The 20,172-nt window shown below is 51.5% G+C and carries 18 protein-coding genes; 2 read left to right on the top strand and 16 right to left on the bottom strand.

Features of this window, described 5'->3' with window-relative positions; translation table 11 throughout:
• Positions 1-25: 25 nt before the first annotated feature.
• Genes cysK through K0B01_08180 form a run of 7 tightly spaced genes read right to left on the bottom strand, consistent with a single transcriptional unit; the run spans position 26 to position 6,731 of the window.
• On the bottom strand, positions 26-946 hold the full coding sequence (gene cysK, locus K0B01_08210) for a cysteine synthase A (GenBank protein ID MBW6486112.1): 921 nt from the start codon (positions 944-946) through the stop codon (positions 26-28).
• A gap of 22 nt (positions 947-968) precedes the next feature.
• Positions 969-2,267, bottom strand: coding sequence for an O-acetylhomoserine aminocarboxypropyltransferase/cysteine synthase (locus tag K0B01_08205; GenBank protein MBW6486111.1), 1,299 nt, complete (start codon positions 2,265-2,267; stop codon positions 969-971).
• Positions 2,268-2,325: 58 nt separating this feature from the next.
• Positions 2,326-3,096, bottom strand: coding sequence for a formate dehydrogenase accessory sulfurtransferase FdhD (gene fdhD, locus K0B01_08200; protein MBW6486110.1), 771 nt, complete (start codon positions 3,094-3,096; stop codon positions 2,326-2,328).
• A gap of 4 nt (positions 3,097-3,100) precedes the next feature.
• Positions 3,101-4,006 (bottom strand): quinolinate synthase NadA, encoded by a 906-nt coding sequence (gene nadA / locus K0B01_08195; GenBank protein ID MBW6486109.1) that lies wholly within the window; start codon positions 4,004-4,006, stop codon positions 3,101-3,103.
• A complete protein-coding gene (gene mnmA, locus K0B01_08190) occupies positions 3,993-5,069 on the bottom strand; it encodes a tRNA 2-thiouridine(34) synthase MnmA (protein MBW6486108.1) in 1,077 nt (358 codons plus the stop codon). Before mnmA ends, nadA begins: the two co-directional genes overlap by 14 nt.
• On the bottom strand, positions 5,066-6,244 hold the full coding sequence (nifS, locus tag K0B01_08185; GenBank protein MBW6486107.1) for a cysteine desulfurase NifS: 1,179 nt from the start codon (positions 6,242-6,244) through the stop codon (positions 5,066-5,068). Before nifS ends, mnmA begins: the two co-directional genes overlap by 4 nt.
• A 46-nt stretch (positions 6,245-6,290) precedes the next feature.
• Complete coding sequence (locus tag K0B01_08180; GenBank protein MBW6486106.1) at positions 6,291-6,731, bottom strand: Rrf2 family transcriptional regulator; 441 nt, start codon at positions 6,729-6,731, stop codon at positions 6,291-6,293.
• A 224-nt stretch (positions 6,732-6,955) separates the two neighbouring features.
• On the opposite strand from K0B01_08180, the gene K0B01_08175 reads away from it, so the two are divergent.
• Positions 6,956-8,485, top strand: a complete 1,530-nt coding sequence (locus K0B01_08175; GenBank protein MBW6486105.1) for a NapC/NirT family cytochrome c — start codon at positions 6,956-6,958, stop codon at positions 8,483-8,485.
• Between the two features lie 167 nt (positions 8,486-8,652).
• A complete protein-coding gene (locus K0B01_08170) occupies positions 8,653-10,434 on the top strand; it encodes a DUF2339 domain-containing protein (GenBank protein MBW6486104.1) in 1,782 nt (593 codons plus the stop codon).
• A gap of 108 nt (positions 10,435-10,542) precedes the next feature.
• On the opposite strand, the gene nrfD (K0B01_08165) is transcribed toward K0B01_08170, so the two are convergent.
• From nrfD (K0B01_08165) to K0B01_08125, 9 genes are all read right to left on the bottom strand, one after another.
• Complete coding sequence (gene nrfD, locus K0B01_08165; GenBank protein MBW6486103.1) at positions 10,543-11,739, bottom strand: polysulfide reductase NrfD; 1,197 nt, start codon at positions 11,737-11,739, stop codon at positions 10,543-10,545.
• Between the two features lies 1 nt (position 11,740).
• Positions 11,741-12,487 (bottom strand): 4Fe-4S dicluster domain-containing protein, encoded by a 747-nt coding sequence (locus K0B01_08160; protein MBW6486102.1) that lies wholly within the window; start codon positions 12,485-12,487, stop codon positions 11,741-11,743.
• A complete protein-coding gene (locus K0B01_08155; GenBank protein ID MBW6486101.1) occupies positions 12,487-13,233 on the bottom strand; it encodes a hypothetical protein in 747 nt (248 codons plus the stop codon). Before K0B01_08155 ends, K0B01_08160 begins: the two co-directional genes overlap by 1 nt.
• A 58-nt stretch (positions 13,234-13,291) precedes the next feature.
• Positions 13,292-14,542: a polysulfide reductase NrfD gene (nrfD, locus tag K0B01_08150; GenBank protein MBW6486100.1), complete on the bottom strand. Its 1,251-nt coding sequence runs from the start codon at positions 14,540-14,542 to the stop codon at positions 13,292-13,294.
• Positions 14,543-14,557: 15 nt separating this feature from the next.
• A complete protein-coding gene (locus K0B01_08145; protein MBW6486099.1) occupies positions 14,558-15,460 on the bottom strand; it encodes a 4Fe-4S dicluster domain-containing protein in 903 nt (300 codons plus the stop codon).
• Positions 15,450-15,947, bottom strand: coding sequence for a hypothetical protein (locus K0B01_08140; protein MBW6486098.1), 498 nt, complete (start codon positions 15,945-15,947; stop codon positions 15,450-15,452). The genes K0B01_08145 and K0B01_08140 overlap by 11 nt, the downstream gene beginning before the upstream one ends.
• Before the next feature lie 181 nt (positions 15,948-16,128).
• Positions 16,129-18,732: an FAD-dependent oxidoreductase gene (locus tag K0B01_08135; protein MBW6486097.1), complete on the bottom strand. Its 2,604-nt coding sequence runs from the start codon at positions 18,730-18,732 to the stop codon at positions 16,129-16,131.
• 58 nt (positions 18,733-18,790) lie between these two features.
• Positions 18,791-19,588, bottom strand: coding sequence for a DUF2156 domain-containing protein (locus K0B01_08130; GenBank protein MBW6486096.1), 798 nt, complete (start codon positions 19,586-19,588; stop codon positions 18,791-18,793).
• A gap of 110 nt (positions 19,589-19,698) precedes the next feature.
• On the bottom strand, positions 19,699-20,136 hold the full coding sequence (locus K0B01_08125; protein ID MBW6486095.1) for a GNAT family N-acetyltransferase: 438 nt from the start codon (positions 20,134-20,136) through the stop codon (positions 19,699-19,701).
• Between the last annotated feature and the right edge of the window lie 36 nt (positions 20,137-20,172).

Raw genomic sequence — 20,172 nt, 5'->3', positions numbered from 1 at the left:
AAAAATATTGTCTTTTTTTAAAACATCATTTGGAGAAAAGCCAGGTGGAGAGGTATCTTTCCCCCGTATCCGGAAGGAGCGCTACAATAGTTTTGTCAGCCGCTTCCGCACGTTTGGCAACCTCCAGGGCAGCCCACAGTGCCGCTCCACTCGAGATCCCGACCAGAATACCCTCCTCTTTGGCCAAACGCCTCGCTGTCTCGCCGCCGTCCTCATGGGAAACCAGCATGATCTCATCGATAACGCTGCGGTCCAGCACCCCCGGCACAAACCCGGCGCCGATCCCCTGAATCTTGTGCGCCCCGGGCTTCCCCCCGGAAAGAACCGGCGAACCGGCCGGTTCAAGACCAATTATTTTAACAGCAGGCTTTTTTTCTTTTAAAAATTTACCCACTCCGGAGATGGTTCCGCCGGTACCGATGCCGGAGATAAAATAGTCGATATGGCCCTCCGTGTCGGCCCAGATTTCCTCCGCCGTCGTTACCCTGTGCATCTCAGGATTGGCCGGGTTGTTGAACTGCTGGGGGATAAAGCTGTTTTTCATGGTTCGCGCCAGTTCATCGGCCTTTTCTATGGCCCCCTTCATTCCCTTCGCGCCCTCGGTGAGCACCAGCTCCGCGCCCATGATGCTGAGCAGCTGTCTCCTCTCCACACTCATGGTGTCCGGCATGGTCAGGATAAGTCTGTATCCCCGGGCGGCACAGACGAAGGCCAGAGCGATTCCGGTATTGCCGCTTGTGGGCTCGATGATAACCGTCTCACTGTTGATTCTCTCCTGCTTCTCTGCGGCATCGATCATCGCCACGCCGATGCGGTCCTTGACACTGGAAAGCGGATTGAACGATTCAAGCTTCACCAGCACCGTCGCCTTCATTCCCGCGGCAAGCTTGTTTATTTTGACAAGCGGCGTCCGTCCTATCGTCTTGGTAATATCTGAAAAAATCATCTTCCTGTTCCTCCCTTATACGTTAAACGGCTGCTTTTTGCAGCGCCTGTGCGATATCGTCTTTGATGTCGTCAATGTGTTCAAGACCAATGGACAGACGGATAAAATCAGGCGTCACCCCGGTGGCTGTCTGTTCTTCCGCCGTCAATTGCTGATGCGTGGTAGTCGCCGGATGGATGGCAAGCGACTTGGCATCCCCGATGTTTGCCAAATGCGATATCAAATGGAGCGCCTCGATGAATTTCCTGCCGGCCTGCGCCCCTCCCTTGATTCCAAAGCCGATAATGGCGCCGCAGCCCTGGGGAAGATACTTCTTGGCCCGCGTTTTTTCCGCACTCGATTCCAGTCCGGGATAGTTAACCCAGGCTGCCCGGGGATGCGTCTCCAGATAAGCGGCCACCGCCAGCGCGTTTTCCGAATGGCGCGGCATCCTTAAATGCAGCGTCTCCAAACCTTGCAAAAAGAGAAACGCATTGAAGGGCGACATGGCCGGCCCCAGGTCCCGCAGCAGCCCTACCCGGGCCTTGACAATAAACGCGAGATTTCCCAGCGGCGCCAGAGCCTTGACAAATTCAAGGCCATGATAGCTGGGATCGGGGTCGGTAATCGTCGGAAAGTCTCCCTGCGTCCAGTCGAACTTTCCCGAGTCAACAATCAGACCGCCCAGTGACGTGCCATGTCCGCCAATGAATTTTGTAGCGGAATAGACGATGACGTCAACCCCGAAATTAAAGGGCCGCAGCAGATAGGGGGAAACGGTGTTGTCCAATATGAAAGGAATCCGGTTCTTGTGCGCCACGGCGGCCAAGCCTTCCAGCTCGGCAATGTCGAGTTTGGGGTTCCCGACGGATTCGGCATAGATGGCCTTGGTCCTCGGGGTAATAGCCTGCTGAAAGGCCTCCAGGTCGTTGGATTTAACAAATTTCACGGTAATGCCCATCCGCGCAAAGGTGTAATGGAAGAGATTGTACGTTCCACCGTAGAGGTTATCGGCAGAGACGATCTCGTCGCCCGCACGCGCGATATTGAGCAGGGCAAGCGCGATCGCGGACTGTCCGCTGGCTACGGCCAGCGCCCCTACGCCTCCTTCCATTAAGGCGATCCGTTTTTCCAGTACATCGTTTGTGGGATTCATAAGCCGCGTGTAGATATTCCCGAATTCCTTCAGGGCGAAAAGATTCGCCGCATGCTCGGTACTCTTGAACTGGTAAGACGTCGTCTGATAAATGGGCACGGCCCGGGCGCCGGTTGTCGGATCCGCTTCCTGTCCGCCATGCAGCGCCAGCGTTTCAACCTTCAATTTATTTTTTTCTTCAGCCACAGCATTCTCCTTTACAATAGATTAAATATGTAACTATTTTTAATTACGGATAAAATTATCAGCTCACCCGTTCTGCACAACTATATATATTAAGCCCGCCTCCCTTGGCCAGGGTTGCCATACCGAGTCCCGCATCCCGGGCAATCTTGATCGCCTGATCGGTGGGAGCGCCGGAAGAAACCACCAGGGGAATGCGACAGCGCAGCATCTTGGAGGTGATTTCCGAAGATATCCGCCCGCTCGTCAACAGCCACTTATCCTCAAAATTCAACCCCTGCGCAAGCGCCTCGCCTATAACCTTGTCAACAGCATTGTGTCTCCCCAGGTCATCGCGGAAAATAAGCATCTCACCCTCACAGGAGGCCACCGCAGCGCTGTGCACGCCCCGCGTGGATTTATGTTCCTCCGAGAAATTCAGGAACGTTTTCATAAGCTCAAAAACCCTTTTCCCCGCAATCACAAAATCGGAATCAAGCCTGTCCCGCTGTAGCACATCGAGGGGGTTGTGAAAGATAATGCCCTTCCCGCAGCCTGAGGTATAGACCCTTTTAAAAACGAACTCACCCGGCAATGTTTCCGGATCGATGCCGATGCTTGCCTTCCAGAGCTCTTTGTCAATGATCAGCGACTCGATTGCGGCGGCGTCAGTTATTACGCCGGAGTTATAGAGAAAGCCGAGCACGAGATTTTCCAGATCCGTGGGCGAACACAGGAGCGTAGCCATTTCCTTGCCGTTCACCTCGAGCGTAAGCGGCGCCTCCTGCGTCACCCCGACTATCCGTGTCTCTCTTTCCTTCGTGCCAATAAAAGTAACCTCAAATTTTTCCATGTCCTTACCTGTAGTTCAACATTCGTTCGATACACCCCTGCGCCTTTTCCCGTACCTCATCGGGGACAGTGACCTCGTGCGCCATCCCCTCCAGAGACCACAGCACCTTCTCCAGCGTGGTGCGTTTCATGTTCGGACAGACGGCAAGTTCCGAGGCGGGATAAAATTTCTTGCCGGGATTCTCCAGGCGCAGCCGGTGCAGAATGCCGACTTCTGTGCCGACAATGAATTCCGCCGCCGCCGCTTCGCGGGCATGCGCGCACATGCCGCCAGTGGAAAGCACCAGGTCTGCCAAGGCAATAACGGAAGCGGAGCATTCCGGATGCACCATCACCACCGCCTCGGGATGGAGCTCTATCTGCTTCTCAAGAGCCTCCGGCAAAATGCGGGCATGCGTCGGGCAAAAACCCTTCCATGTGATAAACGGGCGCCCCAGTTGCGCAGAAACGTAATTGGCCAGATGCTTGTCGGGGACGAAGATGATCTCCTCGTCATCCCGGAAGGCTTCCCGCACCAGCGAGACGACATTGGAGGAAGTGCAGGCCAGATCGCACTCGGCTTTTACCTCCGCCGTGGTATTCACATAACATAAAGCCCTAACTCCCGGATGCAGGGCCTTGAGAGCGCGGAGCTGTTCGGCGGTAATCATGTTCGCCATGGGACAGCCTGCCTTGGGATCGGGAATAAGCACCGTCTTTTGCGGTGAAAGGATCTTCGCCGTTTCCGCCATGAAGTAAACGCCGCAGAAAACAATCACGTCGGCATCCGTCTTGGAGGCCTGGATGCTTAAGCCGAGGGAATCGCCAACATAATCGGCAATATCCTGCACCTCGTCTATCTGGTAGTTGTGCGCCAGGATCACCGCGTTTCGTTCCTTCTTGAGTTTCTTTATTTTTTCAATTAATTCCATATAATGCCTCCTCGATTACTCCTCCCGCCAGAACTCGGTCATCCTGATAACAGACCACGGCTTGACCGGGGGTTATTGACTCCTGTGCTTCTTCAAAGATCACTTTCAATTTGTCCTCATGCAAAAAAAGCGCACAGCGCGCCGCCTTTTTACGGTATCTGATCTTCGCCTCGGCCACAGGCGGCAGATGGCCGCCCCCAACCAGGATATTCAAATCACCGGCAATCAGGCCTTTTGCATACAGGTCCTTTTTTTCTCCCACGACGACCCGGTTCGACTGCACATCCAGAGACACCACGTACAAGGGGGAGGAACTGCTGATCCCCAGCCCGCTTCTCTGTCCTATCGTATAAAAAGGAACGCCCCGGTGTTCTCCCAATTTTTCCCCTGCCAAATTCACGATTGCGCCCGGCTTGCTTATAAGTCCCTTTCCCTCAAAGAAGAAATGGTAATTCTTCTGCTTTACAAAACAGATGTCCTGACTTTCAGCTTTTTCCGCTACTGGCAAATCGGCCTTACGCGCCATCATGCGAACCTCGTCCTTGGCAAAGGGCGCAAGCGGGAACAGAATCGACGGCAGCGCCTCCGGAGCAATTGGGTAAAGAAAGTACGTTTGATCCTTCATTCTGTCCCGCGGCCTTTTCAAAAAATAAGTTTCCCCTTCCCTGCCGATTTCCGCGTAATGCCCGGTAGCCAGAAAGTCGAATCCGGAAGAACGCGCTGTTGCCAAAAGCTTGCCGAACTTCAGATAACGGTTGCAATCGATGCAGGGATTCGGCGTCCTGCCCCGACTATATTCGGAGACAAACTTGCGAATGACCTTATCGGCCAGGTGCGCCGAATAATCCAGAACGTAATGGGGAATGCCAAGTCTGGCACATATCCCGCGGGCATCTTCAATGGCTGTGGACCCGCAGCATTTCGCCTGCTCGCTGTCGCCGCCGTCGGCTACGCCCAGGCACATGGTCATGCCCGTAACATCGTAACCGCCTTCCTTCAGCAGTAAAGCCGCGACTGATGAATCCACTCCGCCGCTCATGGCTACGAGAACCTTCTTCATCATTTTCCCAGTCTTTCCTTTTTCCGGTAGCGCGGCGACAGGGAACGCAAATTCCTCACGATGCGGGGCAAAATCATGAGCACCGTATCGATATCCTCCGTGGTTGTTGCCTTCCCCAGCGAAAACCGGAGCGAACCGTGAGGAAGCGATGGCAGAGTGCCGAGCGCTTCAAGAACATGAGACGCCGCAGAACTCGCTGAAGAACAGGAGGAGCCGCTGGAACAGGCGATCCCTTCCATATCCAGGTTCATGATCATCGCCTCCCCCTCAATGTAATTAATCGTGATATTTACATTATTGGGGAGCCGTTGCGTCGGATGGCCGTTCAGTTTTGTTTCGTCGATGTTATCTAGCACCCCCCTGATCAATTTGTCGCGCAGAGCGCCAATGACTATTGCCTCTTCCTGCAAGAGCCTCCCGGACAGTTCCGAAGCCTTGCCCATGCCCACGATGCCCGGCACATTGTGCGTGGAGGAACGGCGCCCTTTTTCCTGCCCGCCCCCGCGGAGGAAAGGCTCAAGCCTCGTTCCCTTCCTGATATAGATGATTCCCACTCCCTTTGGCCCGTACAGTTTATGACCGGAGGCGCTCAATAAATCCACGTTCAGTTCATTTACGTCAATGGGTATATGACCAAAGGTTTGCACCGCATCGGTATGAAAATAGATATCATTTGCCCGGGCGATTTTCCCAATTTCGGCGAGAGGCTGGATCGTGCCCACCTCGTTATTGGCGTGCATGATTGAAATCAGGATTGTTTTATTCGTGACGGCGTTTTTTACGGCATCCGGATCTACGGCGCCATACCCGTCCACCGGAAGGTAGGTAACCCGGCATCCTTGTCGTTCCAAGTCATGGCAAGTCGAAAGCACCGCATGGTGCTCTATCACCGTGGTAATGACATGGTTGCCCTTCTCCTTCCTGGCCGCCACCGCGCCCTTCAGGGCAAAATTGTCGCTTTCCGTGCCGCCGCTGGTGAAGACAATCTCTCCAGCCTCGGCGCCGATCAGGGAAGCAACGGAAGCGCGCGCCGTCTCCACCGCCCTTTTCGCCTCCTGCCCAAAGGAATGCAGACTGGAGGGATTGCCGAAATGTTCCGTGAAATACGGAAGCATCGCCTTGACAACCGCGGGGTCTGTCGGCGTAGTCGCCGCATAATCCAGATATATCGCTTTCATTGTGTTCTCACCTTTGGTTTCACTGCCTTATTTAATACCGCCGCCATCATATGCGCGGAGAAAGTGAATCTTCAATTTTATCCATCTTCAGCCTTAGCAATTGCTCCAGATTGATGGAAGCAAGCGCCTCCGATATCTTTTCTCCGAGCAACACCCAGACATCGCGGCTGGCGCAGATAGGCGAGCGGGCGCAGACGGATTTATCCTTGACGCAATCCACAAGCGATGTGCCTCCTTCCAGAACGTCAACAATTTCTTTAAGGGTGATCTGCGCCGGCGCCTTTGTCAGGGTATAACCGCCACGGGCCCCCCGACTCGAATTTAATAAACCGGTGTCCCGGAGCGATATCGCAATCTGACTTAAATATTTTTCCGATATGCCCTCTCCCCGGGCAATATCCTTCAAATAAAAATAGCCCTTGCCATAGTTGCGGGCAAGAACGAGCATCAACCTGACACCGTAGCGGGACCTTGTGGAAACTCTCATAACCCTCCCTTAAAATCCATATACCACCATTTTGGTGGCAATTAACTCAGAAGAAGCAGTCTTGTCAAGGAAAAATAATTATAAGGAAATATTTCTTGACAAGCGACGACATTCCCTCTATGTTCCGCAACGTTGAATGCAATACCCCTGCAACCCTCCGTTAAATGAGGGTTGTTTTTATTATTATGTGAAAAAGCCCGTGTAGGATAAACAAAGGAGGAAAAATGTCGGAAAAACGGAAAGAAATACTCGGGTATTTCTTCAATATAGTCAGCCTGATTGGTATGATTCTGGCCGTGGTGGCTACCAGCCTGATCATTGTCATGCTGTCCATGGAAATAATTACCGGCGTGGAAAGCCCCTATTTGGGCGTACTCGTTTACTTTATTTTCCCCGCAATGCTGATTATAGGATTGCTTCTTGTTCCCATTGGCGCCTTCCGCCTAAGGCAACGGCATCGACAGGCGAAACCTGACACTATCACCCCCTACCCCGATCTTGACTTGAACGACCGCCACAAACGCCGGTTATTCGTCATTTTTATCTTCGGCACGGTGCTCTTTGTTCTCATCATTTCCATAGCCGCTCTCAAGGGCTATCATTTCACCGAATCTCCTGAATTTTGCGGAAAACTCTGCCACACGGTAATGACGCCGGAATACAGCGCCTGGGGAACATCCCCCCATGCCCGGGTTCGCTGCGTTGATTGCCATATCGGACCGGGTGCAAAGTGGTATGTCAAGGCCAAGATTTCCGGATTGAAACAGATATATGCGGTACTGGCTCATACCTATTCTTCTCCGATCGAAACACCCGTAGCCAATCTCCGCCCCGCGCGCGACATCTGCGAGCGCTGCCATTGGCCGGAAAAGTTTTACTCAGGCAGGCAAAGGATATTCTATCACTATGCGGCCGATGAAAAAAATACTCCGAGAGAAATCAATATGCTGATCAAGATCGGCGGCAGTCCCAAGTCCCCGACCGCGGCGGGAATACACTGGCATATCAGCAGCGAAGTTTATTACTTTGCCAGGGACAATAAACGTCTTGATATTCCCTATGTCGCCGTTAAGGAGAAGAACGGCACTCTCACCGAATACAGACAGGAGGATTCGCCTCTCACCAAGGAGGAGGAGCAAGCCAAAGGACAGAAGCGTCTAATGGATTGCATTGATTGCCATAACCGTCCAACGCATATCTATCGTTCCCCCGGTCAGGATATGGATGAAAACTTTGTCTCCGGTCATATCGACCCTGCGCTGCCTTTCATTAAAAAGGTGTCGGTAGAGCTGCTGACAAAGCCTTACAAGACCAAAGATGAGGGAATGATCGCCATCGCCACCGGCATCGAAGAATACTACGCCAAGAATCACCCTAAGCTGGCAGGTGAGAAAGCCGCTGCGATCAGACAAGCTGTTGAGCGCGTCCAGGATATTTATATCAGGAATTTCTTCCCGAATATGAAAGTGTCCTGGAATACATACCCCGATCATATCGGTCATTTCTACACGCCCGGTTGTTTCCGCTGTCACGATGGAAAACACAAATCAGCCGAAGGCAAAGTAATTTCAAAGGATTGCGACATCTGTCATATCGTTTTAGAACAGAAACAGGAGAACATCCGACCGGGAACGAAGGTAAAAGGATTTATCCACCCGACGGATATCGGGGACAGTATGACAACAATGAATTGCAGCGACTGCCATTCTGCCGGCGGTGAAGACGTGCCCGGTGGCGGAGGCAAGGGTAAATAGCCAGGCACAAAGGCTTTGTTCCCGATAAAATAACGAATAAAGTTTTACCGAAGCCGGCGGCGTTCATTATAATTACCGGCATTGCATTACAAAACAAAAAAAGCGGGAATTCCCCGCTTTTTTACACTGAACCAATAACTCAAAAAATACGACTCAAGGCAGAGCAGATGAACGACAGACTATCCTCGCTTGAATCCACCGTAGAACAGGTCGCCCGGCGGGTGGATGAACTGGCGCTGAAGGTGGATGCGCTTTCAAAAAAAGCCGATCTTCACGGACCGCTGCCGGTTAATATCGATGCGACTTCCCCGGAGGAGGACTCGCTCCCCGACGCATCGGAGGCGATGCTTTCATGGGTGGGCCGTTCCTCGCTTTTGCAGCGTCTCTCCACAATGTGCTTTCTTTTGGTCATCGCCCTGATTCTGCGCACCGTTACCGATAGCGGGGTGATAGACCTGCCCTTCGGCTCCCTCATCGGCATGAGTTACGCCGCCATACTGATGATTATGGGCTGGCGGAGATATAAGAGGGAAAGCCGGCTGGCACCCGTCTTCACCGTATGCGGAACTTTACTGATGTTTACAATCATTGTTGAGGCGCATGCCCATTTTGGCATTCTTTCTTCTGTATCATCTTACATCATGCTGATTCTTACCGGTCTCGGTGCCGCGACAATCAGTTATATCTATCGGGTTCCGGCGCCAATTGCCATAGGAAACCTCGGCATGTGCGTCTCGGCCGCGGCGATCGACTATCCCTCTCCTTATTTCCCCTACCTGGGAATTGTCCTTCTGACGGCCAATCTGTTGGGTTACTTTACGTCCCGAGCCCACCGGTATGTCTGGCTTCGCTGGATATTGGTGCTGGTTACACTTTTCATGATCACCCTCTGGGGAATCAAGCTGGGCATGGCGCTGCGGGGCGACGAAGGCATAACAGGGACGCTGGCGCCAACCTGGTTCCTGCCTGTTTTGACCATTTTCTCGTCAACATACATAATCATTGCATTAATGGGGATCATCCGAACCCTCCCGGAAAAACTAAACAAATTTGAACTCATGCTGCCCACCATCAATGTTGTCTGGGCATTTGCGCTGGCCCGGTACGTCGTGTCCGCCACGGGTGACGGCATACTGATTCTCGGCGCCCTCGGGGCAACCGTCGGCTTCGGGCATCTGGCTGTAGCGCCCTGGCTGGCAAACCGCGATCAAAAGGCGCACGGGGGCAATGCATTCGTTTTTGCCGGGTCGGTGTTGCTGGCGCTTGCCCTACCCGTAATTGCAGACAACACATTGCTGTATCTGCCCGTATTGGCGGCGGTTGCGTTCTGGACATCATTAATGTCGGCAAAATGGCGAAGCGGCAGCGCTCGCTTGACGTCGTACCTTTTGCAGATTTACGCGAGTATAACAATCGCGGCAGCGCTGCTCAGTGAAGGAAAACCCGACTCATTTTTGATAAACGTAATTTCCGCAGGCGGAATCGCCTGTTTGGGGATTTTGCAATACCGCTGGTTGCGTAACACAACGCCGCCTGAGGAATCTGCCTTTTTTTCGAAGATCGACAAAGGCGATTTCAGCGCTGTAGCGGTTTTGCTGGCCGCTCTGTTGAGCGTCTTTGTCCTGTTGCGGGTTATCCTTCAAAGAGTAACAGTCACGTTTTTTGTTCCTGCTGATGTCGGCAATATCATCCAGGGAAGCCAGTCAGTCATCATCAATCTATCAGCCATTGTCCTGATGTCAATCGCGCTGGCAAATCGCAGCAGGGAATTGCGCAATGTCGCCATCCTGCTTACGACAATCGGCGCCATCAATGTTTTTCTGTATGACCTTGTCCTTGGGCACGGCATACCGCTGGTTCTCAGCGTCCTCTCCTTCGGTCTTGCTACGGCGGTAGAATCGGTAATCCTGAAACGCTGGCAGCGTCTGCCAACGCCCGGCCGATCTTAACAACTGTTCGGACGATTGATTATGAATTGCGATGTGGCTGTCGTACATCTGTCACCCCCCGCTTTGAGCGCACAAAGACAATCCTTCCCCATGCGGGGGGCCAATATTTTAATTGCCCGTCAATTCTTCCTTCTTCCACGGAGGCAGCAGCTTAATAAGGATCGAAAGAATCACGAACGGAATGATCAGCAAAACCAGGGCAACGAGAAACCCTTCAATGCCCATCATTTCCATTTTATAGGTAGTCAACCCCCGGAAACTTTTAGAGAACAGTTGCCCGCCGATCACCACATTCCAACGGGTGCTGAATATCCCCAGTTGAATCAGCAATCCGCAGACAAAATAAAGCAGTTTCCGCACCTCTTCCTGAAGCTTGAATATCTTGATTATCGCCAGGACAAACAGGGGAAGCAGCATGCCGAGCAGAATCTGGAGCACCACCAGGCTCATGAAAAGCTTGGTCGATACCAGTTGTGAGAGTATCTTGATCGACTCCTCGCTTTCATAAAGCCGGTGGATGAAATCGAGCACCTCGATCGAAAAATCAACAATGACTGCATAGAACAGAAAGGATGCCACCTTGTCGAGACATTTCATGTCGATCTTCCCGCCCAGAAGCGGCTTGACAATCATATAGAGCAGCATCACCATCGCAATTCCCGAGACAATGGCCGAGAAGAGAAAAACAACCGGCATCATCACGCTGCTCCACCAGGGATTGGCCTTGATCGATCCGAAGATGAAGCCTACATATCCGTGGAGCAGAAAGGCTGATGGGATGCCGATGATTGTAATGACCTTTACCGTCTTCTTGTCAAAGGCGACAGCTTTTTCACTGATGTCGGTCGAAAATAGTGAGAGGAGCTTCAGCAGCCATTTTCTCAAGCCAGTCGTCTCGGAAGACCAGACGATCATATCCCGACGGTATTCAAAATAGATCTCCAACAGAAGAACCAGCATCAAATACCAGAGGTAAACGAAACCGAACATCGCCATCGCCGAGGTTAGATTAGGGGTCATGAACATCTCATAGGAGCGCTCCGGCCGGCCGAGGTGGAGCTGCAAAGGCAGCGGCGCAATCAGCATAAACGCAAGCGCCGTCAGCATTGCCAGGCGGTAGGTTGGCTGGAGTTCCTTCACGTTAAAGACCTTGACAAGCGAGGCCAGAATGAAAGCCCCGGCCACCAGCCCCGTAATATAGGGATAGACAACAATCAGGATCGACCACTGAATGTCGATTTCGTTCGGGTAGATAAAACCCATCACCTGCTTGGAAAGTTCCGTGAAACGCTGGACCGCTTCCATATCAGTTCACCTCGCCATCAAGATTTGCATAATAAACTTTGGGATCTGTATTTAAGGACGGTTTAAGGACGTGTATCTTGTTCATCCGGCTAAACCTTCCCAAGGGACTGGCGATGCTCTTCAGGTCGCCGAAAACCCTGGCCTGCTTAGGGCAGACTTCGACGCACGCCGGAAGCAGGCCCTTCACCAGGCGATGATAGCAGAATGTGCACTTGTCGGCGACCCGGGTTTCCGGATGGAGATAACGGGCCCCGTACGGACAGGCCTGGATGCAGTATCGGCAGCCGATGCAGCGCTTGCTGTCCACGAGGATCACCCCGTCGTCAGTTTTAAAGGTAGCCCCTACCGGACAAACCTGAACGCAGGGCGGATGATCGCACTGATTGCAGAGCTTGGGCACAAAAAAACTGCGCAGCACTTCCTTTTCCGGAAAAGCATCCTGTTTTTCAACGCTTTCCATATTGATGGTATTGACAATAACGGTATGGTCCGTCTTGATCACATACCTTTCCACCCAGGTACGAAAGTAGAAGGGCACCTCAGGCACGTTGTTTTCCGTTTTACAGGCCTGCATGCACCGACCGCACCCAATACATTTGTCAATGTCGATTCCCATTCCGTAGTAATGCTTCGTGGTGTCATAGTCCTTGTTCAGTATGGCTGCCCAGGCATCGGCGGACAAACCGCCCATGATGCCGCCGGCAGAAACAACCCAGCAAAGGTTTTTCAAGAAGTCTCGCCGCTCCATCAGATTCCTCCTAAAGTGTGTGGATAGTGGCACTGCCAGCAAACATATTTTTCACCATGCGCTCCCATATCAACGGTCGGAACGCCCTTGCGGGGGGAACCCTTGTCATGGCACTGTCCGCAAAATTCGCGTTTGTCGGGCTTTGTCGGAATCACCGTCCGGGGTGAGGTTTTGTGCTTTTCCGGAGTGGCGTGGCAAACACTGCATTCTATCAGCGCATGATAAGAAGCGGACTTTGCCCTTTCGATCTGCGCATGGCAAGCGTTGCAGGAACGGGGCGCCGTGGGCGGTTTTGGGTTATGCGGGTTATGGCAACTGATGCAGGGCTTCCTCGGGTTATGAGTATCCGGATTGATCTGCGGAAAACCTGTCGGCCGTGAGGCGCTGTACTGATGGCAATAGACGCAGTAGTCCCGCTTTATCGGCGATGTGGGTTTTACCTCCGTGGGATTATCAACATGTTTTTGGGATGCGCCGTGGCAGGATTCACAGGATAAATCCCGATGGTAGCCGCTCTTTTTGATTTCCGGTTCCTTATCATGACATTGCGCGCAGGCCTCAGCGCCTGCATACTTGATCCCTTTGGCCGCTTCGCGCTGGGTCGAAGCGAGTTTCTGGACAGCAGGATCCTTAATTTCCGGGGGGATTATAAATTGCCGGATCACCAGCAAAACCACTGCCAAAACTAAAAAGACAACTATAATCCTTACCGCCTGCTCCGGCAGTTTTTTAAAAAAATCCACCATGCCAGCCCTCCGCATCCATTATTGCACGAATTTATTAAACTATTTCTTGAAGTTTTCCTTATTGGTTACTCCGTTCGTATTGAGTCCTGCCAGCTTCACGGGCATATTTAGAATGTGAGAAATCACCCCGCTGAATAGGAATGGCGATCCTCATGAACAGCGTAAAGATAAAGAGTCCGAAGGCCCATATCCCGAGTGAAATGGCTATTTCATTGACATTCGGCAGATACTCGTAAATTTCGCCGAGCGGATCGGGAATGAAACCGGGAACGATCAGGCCGAGCCCCTTTTCAATCCACACCCCAACGATGATCAGCAGTGAGCCGATATTGAGGGTGAGCAGATTCGTCCGGGTTGCGGGAATCAGAAAGATTAAAAAGGCGGTAATATTCATCACCATGGCCGACCGTATCCAGGGGACCAGCGAATCATGGCCGTGCAGACCCTGAAAGAGATACTGCATCGGCGCCAGGTGAATGGTCCCCGAATAATACTCCTTGAAAAGCTCGGCGCCCAGCAAAAACAGATTGACGAACATCGCGTAGGCCATAAGTTCGGCGACCTTGAACAGCGCCTCGTTCTTGATTTTCAGCCCGGCGGTCTTTCGCAAAATCTGAAAGATGATCAGCGCCATCGCCGGCCCGGAGCAAAAGGCGCTGGCCAGAAACCGGGGCGCCAGAATGGAGGCGTTCCAGAAGGGTCGGGCGGCGAGTCCATTGTAGAGAAACGCGGTAACCGTATGGATGCCGACCGCCCACGGAATTGACAATAAGACAAGGGGAATGACGTACTTTCTGACCGGTTCCTTGCCGAAGTAGGTCTTGACCAGAATATAGATCGGAACGATGGTGTTCAAAACCAGATATCCATTCAGAACGATCACATCCCAGGCCAGCAGGGAATCAGGAAAGGCGAGAATGCCGATGAAGGGAACGATATGCCAGAAACGGTCGGGCCGGCCGAGGTCGGCCAGCACAAACATCAGGGCCATGATAATGGCCGAAGCTGCCAAAAGTTCCCCCAAAACGACGATTTCCTTGATGGGATCGAAGTGGTATATATACGCCGGGATAACGAGCAGCACTGCGGCCGCGGCAACGCCTACCAGATAGGTGAAGTTGCCGAGATAAAGACCCCAGGAGACCTGATCCTTCATGTTGGTTATGATCAGCCCCGCGTCCAGTTGTTTCATGTAGAAGGAAATGGCTATACCGATGATGGCAAGCAGGAAGGCGCACCATAGATAGTAAACCTTGGTCCCCACAAATACCATCCGAATCGTTTTTTTAAAAAATATCCAGGCTTCCATTCAATCCTCTAAAGGCTATGCGGAAAAGAAGTAATAAAACTTGGGTTCTGTGTTCAAATCTTCCTTTAATCTAAATACTCTTTTATTTTCAATAATGTATCTTATCTCACTATCAGGATCGAGCAGATTCCCGAATTTTCGGGCGCCGGTGGGACAGGCCTCAACACACGCGGGGTAACGCCCATTGCGGACCCGTTGAATGCAAAATGTACATTTTTCAACGACATTCTTCATTCGTGGGCGGTTTCCCAGATAATGAACCTCCGTATTCAGCTCTTCCGGGGGAATATTGGGCTGACCCCAGTTAAAGACCCGTCCTTTGTAGGGACAGGCGGCCATACAATAACGGCAGCCGATGCACCAGTTGTAATCGACAACGACAATGCCGTCCGGTTCTTTCCAGGTGGCATGAACAGGACATACGCGCACGCAAGGAGGATTTTCGCAATGCTGACACTGAACCGGCATATACTGAAAACCCGGTTCCGGCACTTTTTCAGGGTTGTAGTAATGCTCGGTATTTTCGAGATTGATCAAGCTGCCATCCTTCAGGCGGACGACCCGGATCCATTGGAGCTGCGGATTGCTGCGGGACTGGTTGTTCTCTTTCACGCAGGCGTAAACGCATCTTCGACACCCGATGCACCGCGACAGGTCAAGACCGTAGCCCCAGAGTACCGCGGTGTCGGCTGGCTGAGTAGAGATATGGAATTTCTTCCCGTATTTCCGAAAATATGTCTCCTCAAGCCGCCGGATGGCCTCCTTTTTTTCCGCCTCCGTCATCTCCCGAAAATGTTTCTGGAGAAACGCTTCCACCTGGGCCCGGGTGCACGACAAGCTTCCCAGCGAAAGCGCCGCCATGGCGCCCATGGACATCATCTTCATGAAATCTCTTCTGGTTTGCGATCTATCTTCCATTTTTCCGTTCCGGTTTGGTGGGTGGTGGTTCCGGTTTCAGGGATTTAAATTTGGGGTCATGGGGATTATGACAATTTACACAGAGGAAATAGACCCTTTGCCCTCCTTTGAAATAGCCAATCCTTTTACCGTGGATGCCTACTTTCCAGTCACGGTAGATATTTCCGTGGCACTGTCCGCAAAGCAGGTACGACTCCGTAAACGGAATCTTGTCCCCATTGGCCAACTTCAGCTTATCCCTGTCTGCGGGATTGTGACAATCCAGACACCAGCGATCATTTTCCGCATGGTGGAGTTTGATGTTGGCATGCTCATCCTTGAGCTCTCTTTTTTTTGCGTTCACGTCCATTCCTGCATGGCAGTTGCTGCAGGGGAATATACCCTCTGTCAGAGGGGGCGTGGAAACCGGATATTCATTATTGTGAGCCGCAAATACCGGCACGCCAAACGCAATAATTGCAAACAACACCAGAGGAACGATTTTCATGGCCTTCGTCCGTTATCTCCTGAATTACTTGTTCATATATTATTTTAACGTTCCCCCGAGATGAACGTCCCCGAGGATTGCATGGCGGGGCTTCTGGCATTTAACCAACAATAAGTCAAGCATTATTTCTTATAGCACCGCGGTTCGTAAACGTCATTGAAGTAAGCCTTGCGTAATCTCATCAGTGATCCTTAAGGTTAAGAAAAGTTGAATCGCGACCGAAGATAAGTGCAAGAAGCCAGTCGAAAACAATGCGCACTCGATTGAAAACACCTTTTATCAGCAGGGAATAAGCGCCCATCCAGATCAGGCGCGCCGCAAAGCCGTATAGCCGGATGCGGTAAAAACGGAAAACTGCCTTTGAGTCGCCAAGGGAAACAATCTCCCCGGAATCTGTGTAACGATAAGCCTTCTTACTCCGGCCCCGGATGTCGGCTATGATGTTATAGGCAACGATCTTTGCCTGACGAACCGTAGTATGGGCCCGCGGCGGTATCGGCTGGGCCGATTTGGGGTTCTCAAAGTGGGCGCAATCACCCAGGGCGTAAATTCCCGGAAAACCTTCCACCTCCAGATATGTATTCACCTTGACTCTGCCCAGATTATCCGTGGGCGCCTCCAGCGCGGCAATCAGTGGATTGCTGACCATCCCGGTTGACCACATGATCGTGGCTGTAGGGATAACCTCTTCCTCATTGATTTCCACGTGTCCTTCCCAGGCGCGAGTCATGCGGCTGTTGGTTCGCACTTCAATTCCCATATCCTCAAGTTGCTTCATAACATAGGCGCCCAATTCATGATCCATGCGCTCTACTACCTTTGGCCTCGACTCTATCAGCATGATTTTGATATTGTCCGGGTTTATACCCTTGTAGTAGCGAATGAGATTCTTGAAGATGCAGTCTCTCAATTCCGATACCGCCTGAATTCCGATGTATCCACCGCCCACAGCGACAAAGGTGAGCAACTGCTTTTGCTTCTGCATATCTTTTTCGATTGCCGCTTGCTCAAAGACAGCGATGATATGGTTCCTTAACTTCATGGCATCGTAGAGGGTCTTCAAGGTGAAGACATGCCCGCCCGCCAGGTTCAATTGCGATTTGTCCGGCACGCTGCCCAGAGCCATCACAAGACAGTCGAAATCCAGCACCCCCGCCTCTGTGGCGACTTGACGATTTATAAGATCTATTTTTTTTACCGTGGTCAGGATGAAATTGAAGCGATCACGCCAATGCAATCTCCTGACCGGGTAAGAGATATGCCTGGTTTCAATGCTGCCCATTGCCACTTCGTGCAGCAGCGGGGTGAAAAGAAAGTAATTCTCGTCATTTACCACTGTTATCTGCACATTCTCGTTTTTATTGGTGGATTTTACCAGATGCCGCAATGTATAGGCGCCGCCGAAGCCGCTGCCCAGGATTAAAACCTTGCGATCGCCCACATAAAGTTTTCTGGGCTGGTCGATGGTCCTTTTAGTGACAAAGTTTTCCCCAGCTTCCTTGACAAGCGCGGCAAAAAGCCTCACCAAAGAAGCTGGACTGAATATTTTTTGGGCGATCCTGCCATAGCTGTAACTGCCGGTGAATATCCCCCAGGCTGCTTTGGTAAAAGGCTGACGTTCCGTCTTTTTTTCCTGCTCGTCGCCGATCAGTCTCTGCTGCGCCAGCATAAATATCTTTGATTCCTTCACTTGATCATTTATCGAAAACAGCAGATGTCCCCAATGGTTGTTCCAGCGCATCTTATTGTAAACGGGACGGTAGTGTTGTCTAAAGTCCCGGCTCGATACGCCATAATTAATGGCGGCATCTGCGGCGGCGCGGGCCATCGTCAAGGAAGAGCCAATGCCATCCTTGTAGAGCCTTGTACAGGCGGCATCTCCTATGGCAATAAAGCGGTCGGCATAATAATTACTGGCAGCCGAAAAGGATGTTTGGGGCCGGCAGCCACAGGCAAGCTCGTATTTTTGAGGCAATATTTCCCTCACCACCGCATAATTCAGAAAATCTGCAATGGTTACCGGATATTTACTGCTGCTTAACACCGATACATTGACAAAATCGCCTTTGGGCACAAGGGTGCCGAAGATCATCCCGGAATGGGGAATAAGAAAGGCGTGGGCAACATTGCCAAGCCGGGTACGCACATCGGCTGCGCCCAAGTAAAGTTCGCTCATGGCCATTATGTTGGTTTCCGGCGGTTCATACGCTGTACCCTCAATGAGCATCCTGGGGGCGTTTACCCCTGTCGCCAGTCCCAGGAGATCGTAATCGATTCGCTTCCCGGCTACCTCAATCCCGGCGCTCCCGCCCGTCCACAAACTGGCAATCCTTTCGTTTACTACCTCAATGCCGTTATTTTCCGCTTGTCGCAAAAGCCAGCCATCAAAACTGATCTTTTTTTCATAATGGGAAACCCGCGGCCCTCCCCCGCGATAAACACTCATGATTTTAAGATCAGTATCCGGGTTGCTGATGTCGATGGTGGCATAAGGGCTGTGGACGGCAAACCGGTCGATGGTCGTCTGAATTACCTCGGGAGGCGGGGAGATGTTCAGCTCGGCCATGTTTTTTATCAGGGACATTGAAATAATGCCGGCGCAACCCTTGCAGCCTTTAGGACCCAGGGTATCGAAAAAACGGTCCTGATAGATTGTGATCCGGGGATTCAATCCTTTGATACGGGCAAAATGACGAAGGTAAAGCGCAAAAAAACTCCCCGCCGGCCCTCCGCCGACAATGGCAATCCGGGAATCATTATCTATCTTATAGGATGGGTGATTCATGGTTTTGTACTTACAGTGATTTGCTCAACCGATTGCCATAAAAATTGGGTCACATGATTCAACGCAGGTTCAAAGCGAAAGATTTGACGCGCATAACGGGATTATAGGAACGTTTGGATTCCGCCAGGTTGGGAAGATTCATATCGCTTTCCTTGTTTATATATCTAAAATCGCTGAATAATCTTTTTGCGCATTCGTTATCGAGGAATTGATACAGGCCCTTAATCCCGGAAAAGGCCTTTTCAAAATTGAGCGTTCCGGTTGACCCGTTGAGCTTGGAACCAATGCCCAGTGCCGAAACTTTATCATCAATGCGAATGAGGATGCCCCTTGATTCAAGGTATTCAATATTTTTCAGTGTTGCAACCAGGGCAGCCCGTTCGCAGTAAAGGCCGGAGTCCTGATCAATGTCACAGTCCTGTTCTTTGCACCATATATCCAAAAATTCGATACATTCAGCGCTTTGCTTTCTGCCTATCGCCTCTATCGAAACGCGTCCTCTACTGAGGTATTCACGGGAAAACTGATTAATAAGATTACGTTTTTTGGAAAACTTGTTGCCCTTAAGCTGCATCAGGTCTTCCGTCAAATAGACGTAGTCAGCAAATGCACTTTGCTCTTCGATGGAAAAAAAATCATCCAGTTCGGATTTATTGAGATTCTCCATGTAGTCGCCAGGGACAAAACGGTACTGTGTGAAGCCCAAATCTCTGGCGAAGCGGCTCAATTCGTCAGGCAAAAAGATCCTTTCCTTAGCAACGGGAAGTATCAGGTAGCGCTCCTCCGGATGGCCCTCCGGCTTCCCGGAAATAAAAAGAATCCCGTCTTTCACAAAATAACTGCTTCTGTAATTCATAGTGCTCCAGGCGATGAGAGGCGCTGGAGAATAAGTACTGAGACTATAGGGCTGCCCGGCAAAATAGGTCTTTATGAAATTGTAACTGGAAACATCAAGAGGTATGAAGCTCACTGTTTTTTGTCCATTAACATAGGCGTAGCGGAAACCATCTCCTTAAAACCGGCACTACTATACAGAATTTCAGAACCCGGCTCAGCGATGAGACCAATCCAGGATATGCCGTCGGCATGAAGTATTTCAATGAGTTTCTGAATTATCAATGTCCCGATTCCCCTCATCCTGAAATCGGCGCGAACAGTCAGATCCTGAATATAGGCGTCACTGATGCCATCGCTAATTGCCCTGCCCATTCCGACAATATCCTTATCAGCGGCGGCGATTACAAAACAATGACTTCCGGAGATCAATCTCGCGGCCAACTGGCGATCATCCCCGGCATCCCACCACCCCTGCGCCCGGTATAGCGAGATAATCTGCCGGATTTGCTCTTCATCAGGCTCCTGAAGAACAACACAGCTAAATTTGCCGTCATTAATGCTTGTCATCAAACATCGTCTCTATCGGATAGCTCGGAAACCGCT

It is taken from the genome of Syntrophobacterales bacterium (genome assembly GCA_019429105.1).
GTDB lineage: Bacteria > Desulfobacterota > Syntrophia > Syntrophales > UBA5619 > DYTH01.
Note: the sequence above shows the minus strand (reverse complement) of the source record. Positions and strands in the feature narration are given on the sequence as shown.

What these genes read in the sequence shown, in the direction of transcription:
- mnmA (MBW6486108.1), bottom strand. Translation starts at nt 5,069, where the DNA reads ATGATGAAGAAGGTTCTCGTAGCCATGAGCGGCGGAGTGGATTCATCA.
- nrfD (MBW6486103.1), bottom strand. Translation starts at nt 11,739, where the DNA reads ATGGAAGCGGTCCAGCGTTTCACGGAACTTTCCAAGCAGGTGATGGGT.
- nrfD (MBW6486100.1), bottom strand. Translation starts at nt 14,542, where the DNA reads ATGGAAGCCTGGATATTTTTTAAAAAAACGATTCGGATGGTATTTGTG.
- K0B01_08160 (MBW6486102.1), bottom strand. Translation starts at nt 12,487, where the DNA reads ATGGAGCGGCGAGACTTCTTGAAAAACCTTTGCTGGGTTGTTTCTGCC.
- K0B01_08130 (MBW6486096.1), bottom strand. Translation starts at nt 19,588, where the DNA reads ATGAATTACAGAAGCAGTTATTTTGTGAAAGACGGGATTCTTTTTATT.
- fdhD (MBW6486110.1), bottom strand. Translation starts at nt 3,096, where the DNA reads ATGGAAAAATTTGAGGTTACTTTTATTGGCACGAAGGAAAGAGAGACA.
- nifS (MBW6486107.1), bottom strand. Translation starts at nt 6,244, where the DNA reads ATGAAAGCGATATATCTGGATTATGCGGCGACTACGCCGACAGACCCC.
- nadA (MBW6486109.1), bottom strand. Translation starts at nt 4,006, where the DNA reads ATGGAATTAATTGAAAAAATAAAGAAACTCAAGAAGGAACGAAACGCG.
- K0B01_08140 (MBW6486098.1), bottom strand. Translation starts at nt 15,947, where the DNA reads ATGAAAATCGTTCCTCTGGTGTTGTTTGCAATTATTGCGTTTGGCGTG.
- K0B01_08125 (MBW6486095.1), bottom strand. Translation starts at nt 20,136, where the DNA reads ATGACAAGCATTAATGACGGCAAATTTAGCTGTGTTGTTCTTCAGGAG.
- K0B01_08155 (MBW6486101.1), bottom strand. Translation starts at nt 13,233, where the DNA reads ATGGTGGATTTTTTTAAAAAACTGCCGGAGCAGGCGGTAAGGATTATA.
- K0B01_08145 (MBW6486099.1), bottom strand. Translation starts at nt 15,460, where the DNA reads ATGGAAGATAGATCGCAAACCAGAAGAGATTTCATGAAGATGATGTCC.
- K0B01_08170 (MBW6486104.1), top strand. Translation starts at nt 8,653, where the DNA reads ATGAACGACAGACTATCCTCGCTTGAATCCACCGTAGAACAGGTCGCC.
- cysK (MBW6486112.1), bottom strand. Translation starts at nt 946, where the DNA reads ATGATTTTTTCAGATATTACCAAGACGATAGGACGGACGCCGCTTGTC.
- K0B01_08180 (MBW6486106.1), bottom strand. Translation starts at nt 6,731, where the DNA reads ATGAGAGTTTCCACAAGGTCCCGCTACGGTGTCAGGTTGATGCTCGTT.
- K0B01_08135 (MBW6486097.1), bottom strand. Translation starts at nt 18,732, where the DNA reads ATGAATCACCCATCCTATAAGATAGATAATGATTCCCGGATTGCCATT.
- K0B01_08175 (MBW6486105.1), top strand. Translation starts at nt 6,956, where the DNA reads ATGTCGGAAAAACGGAAAGAAATACTCGGGTATTTCTTCAATATAGTC.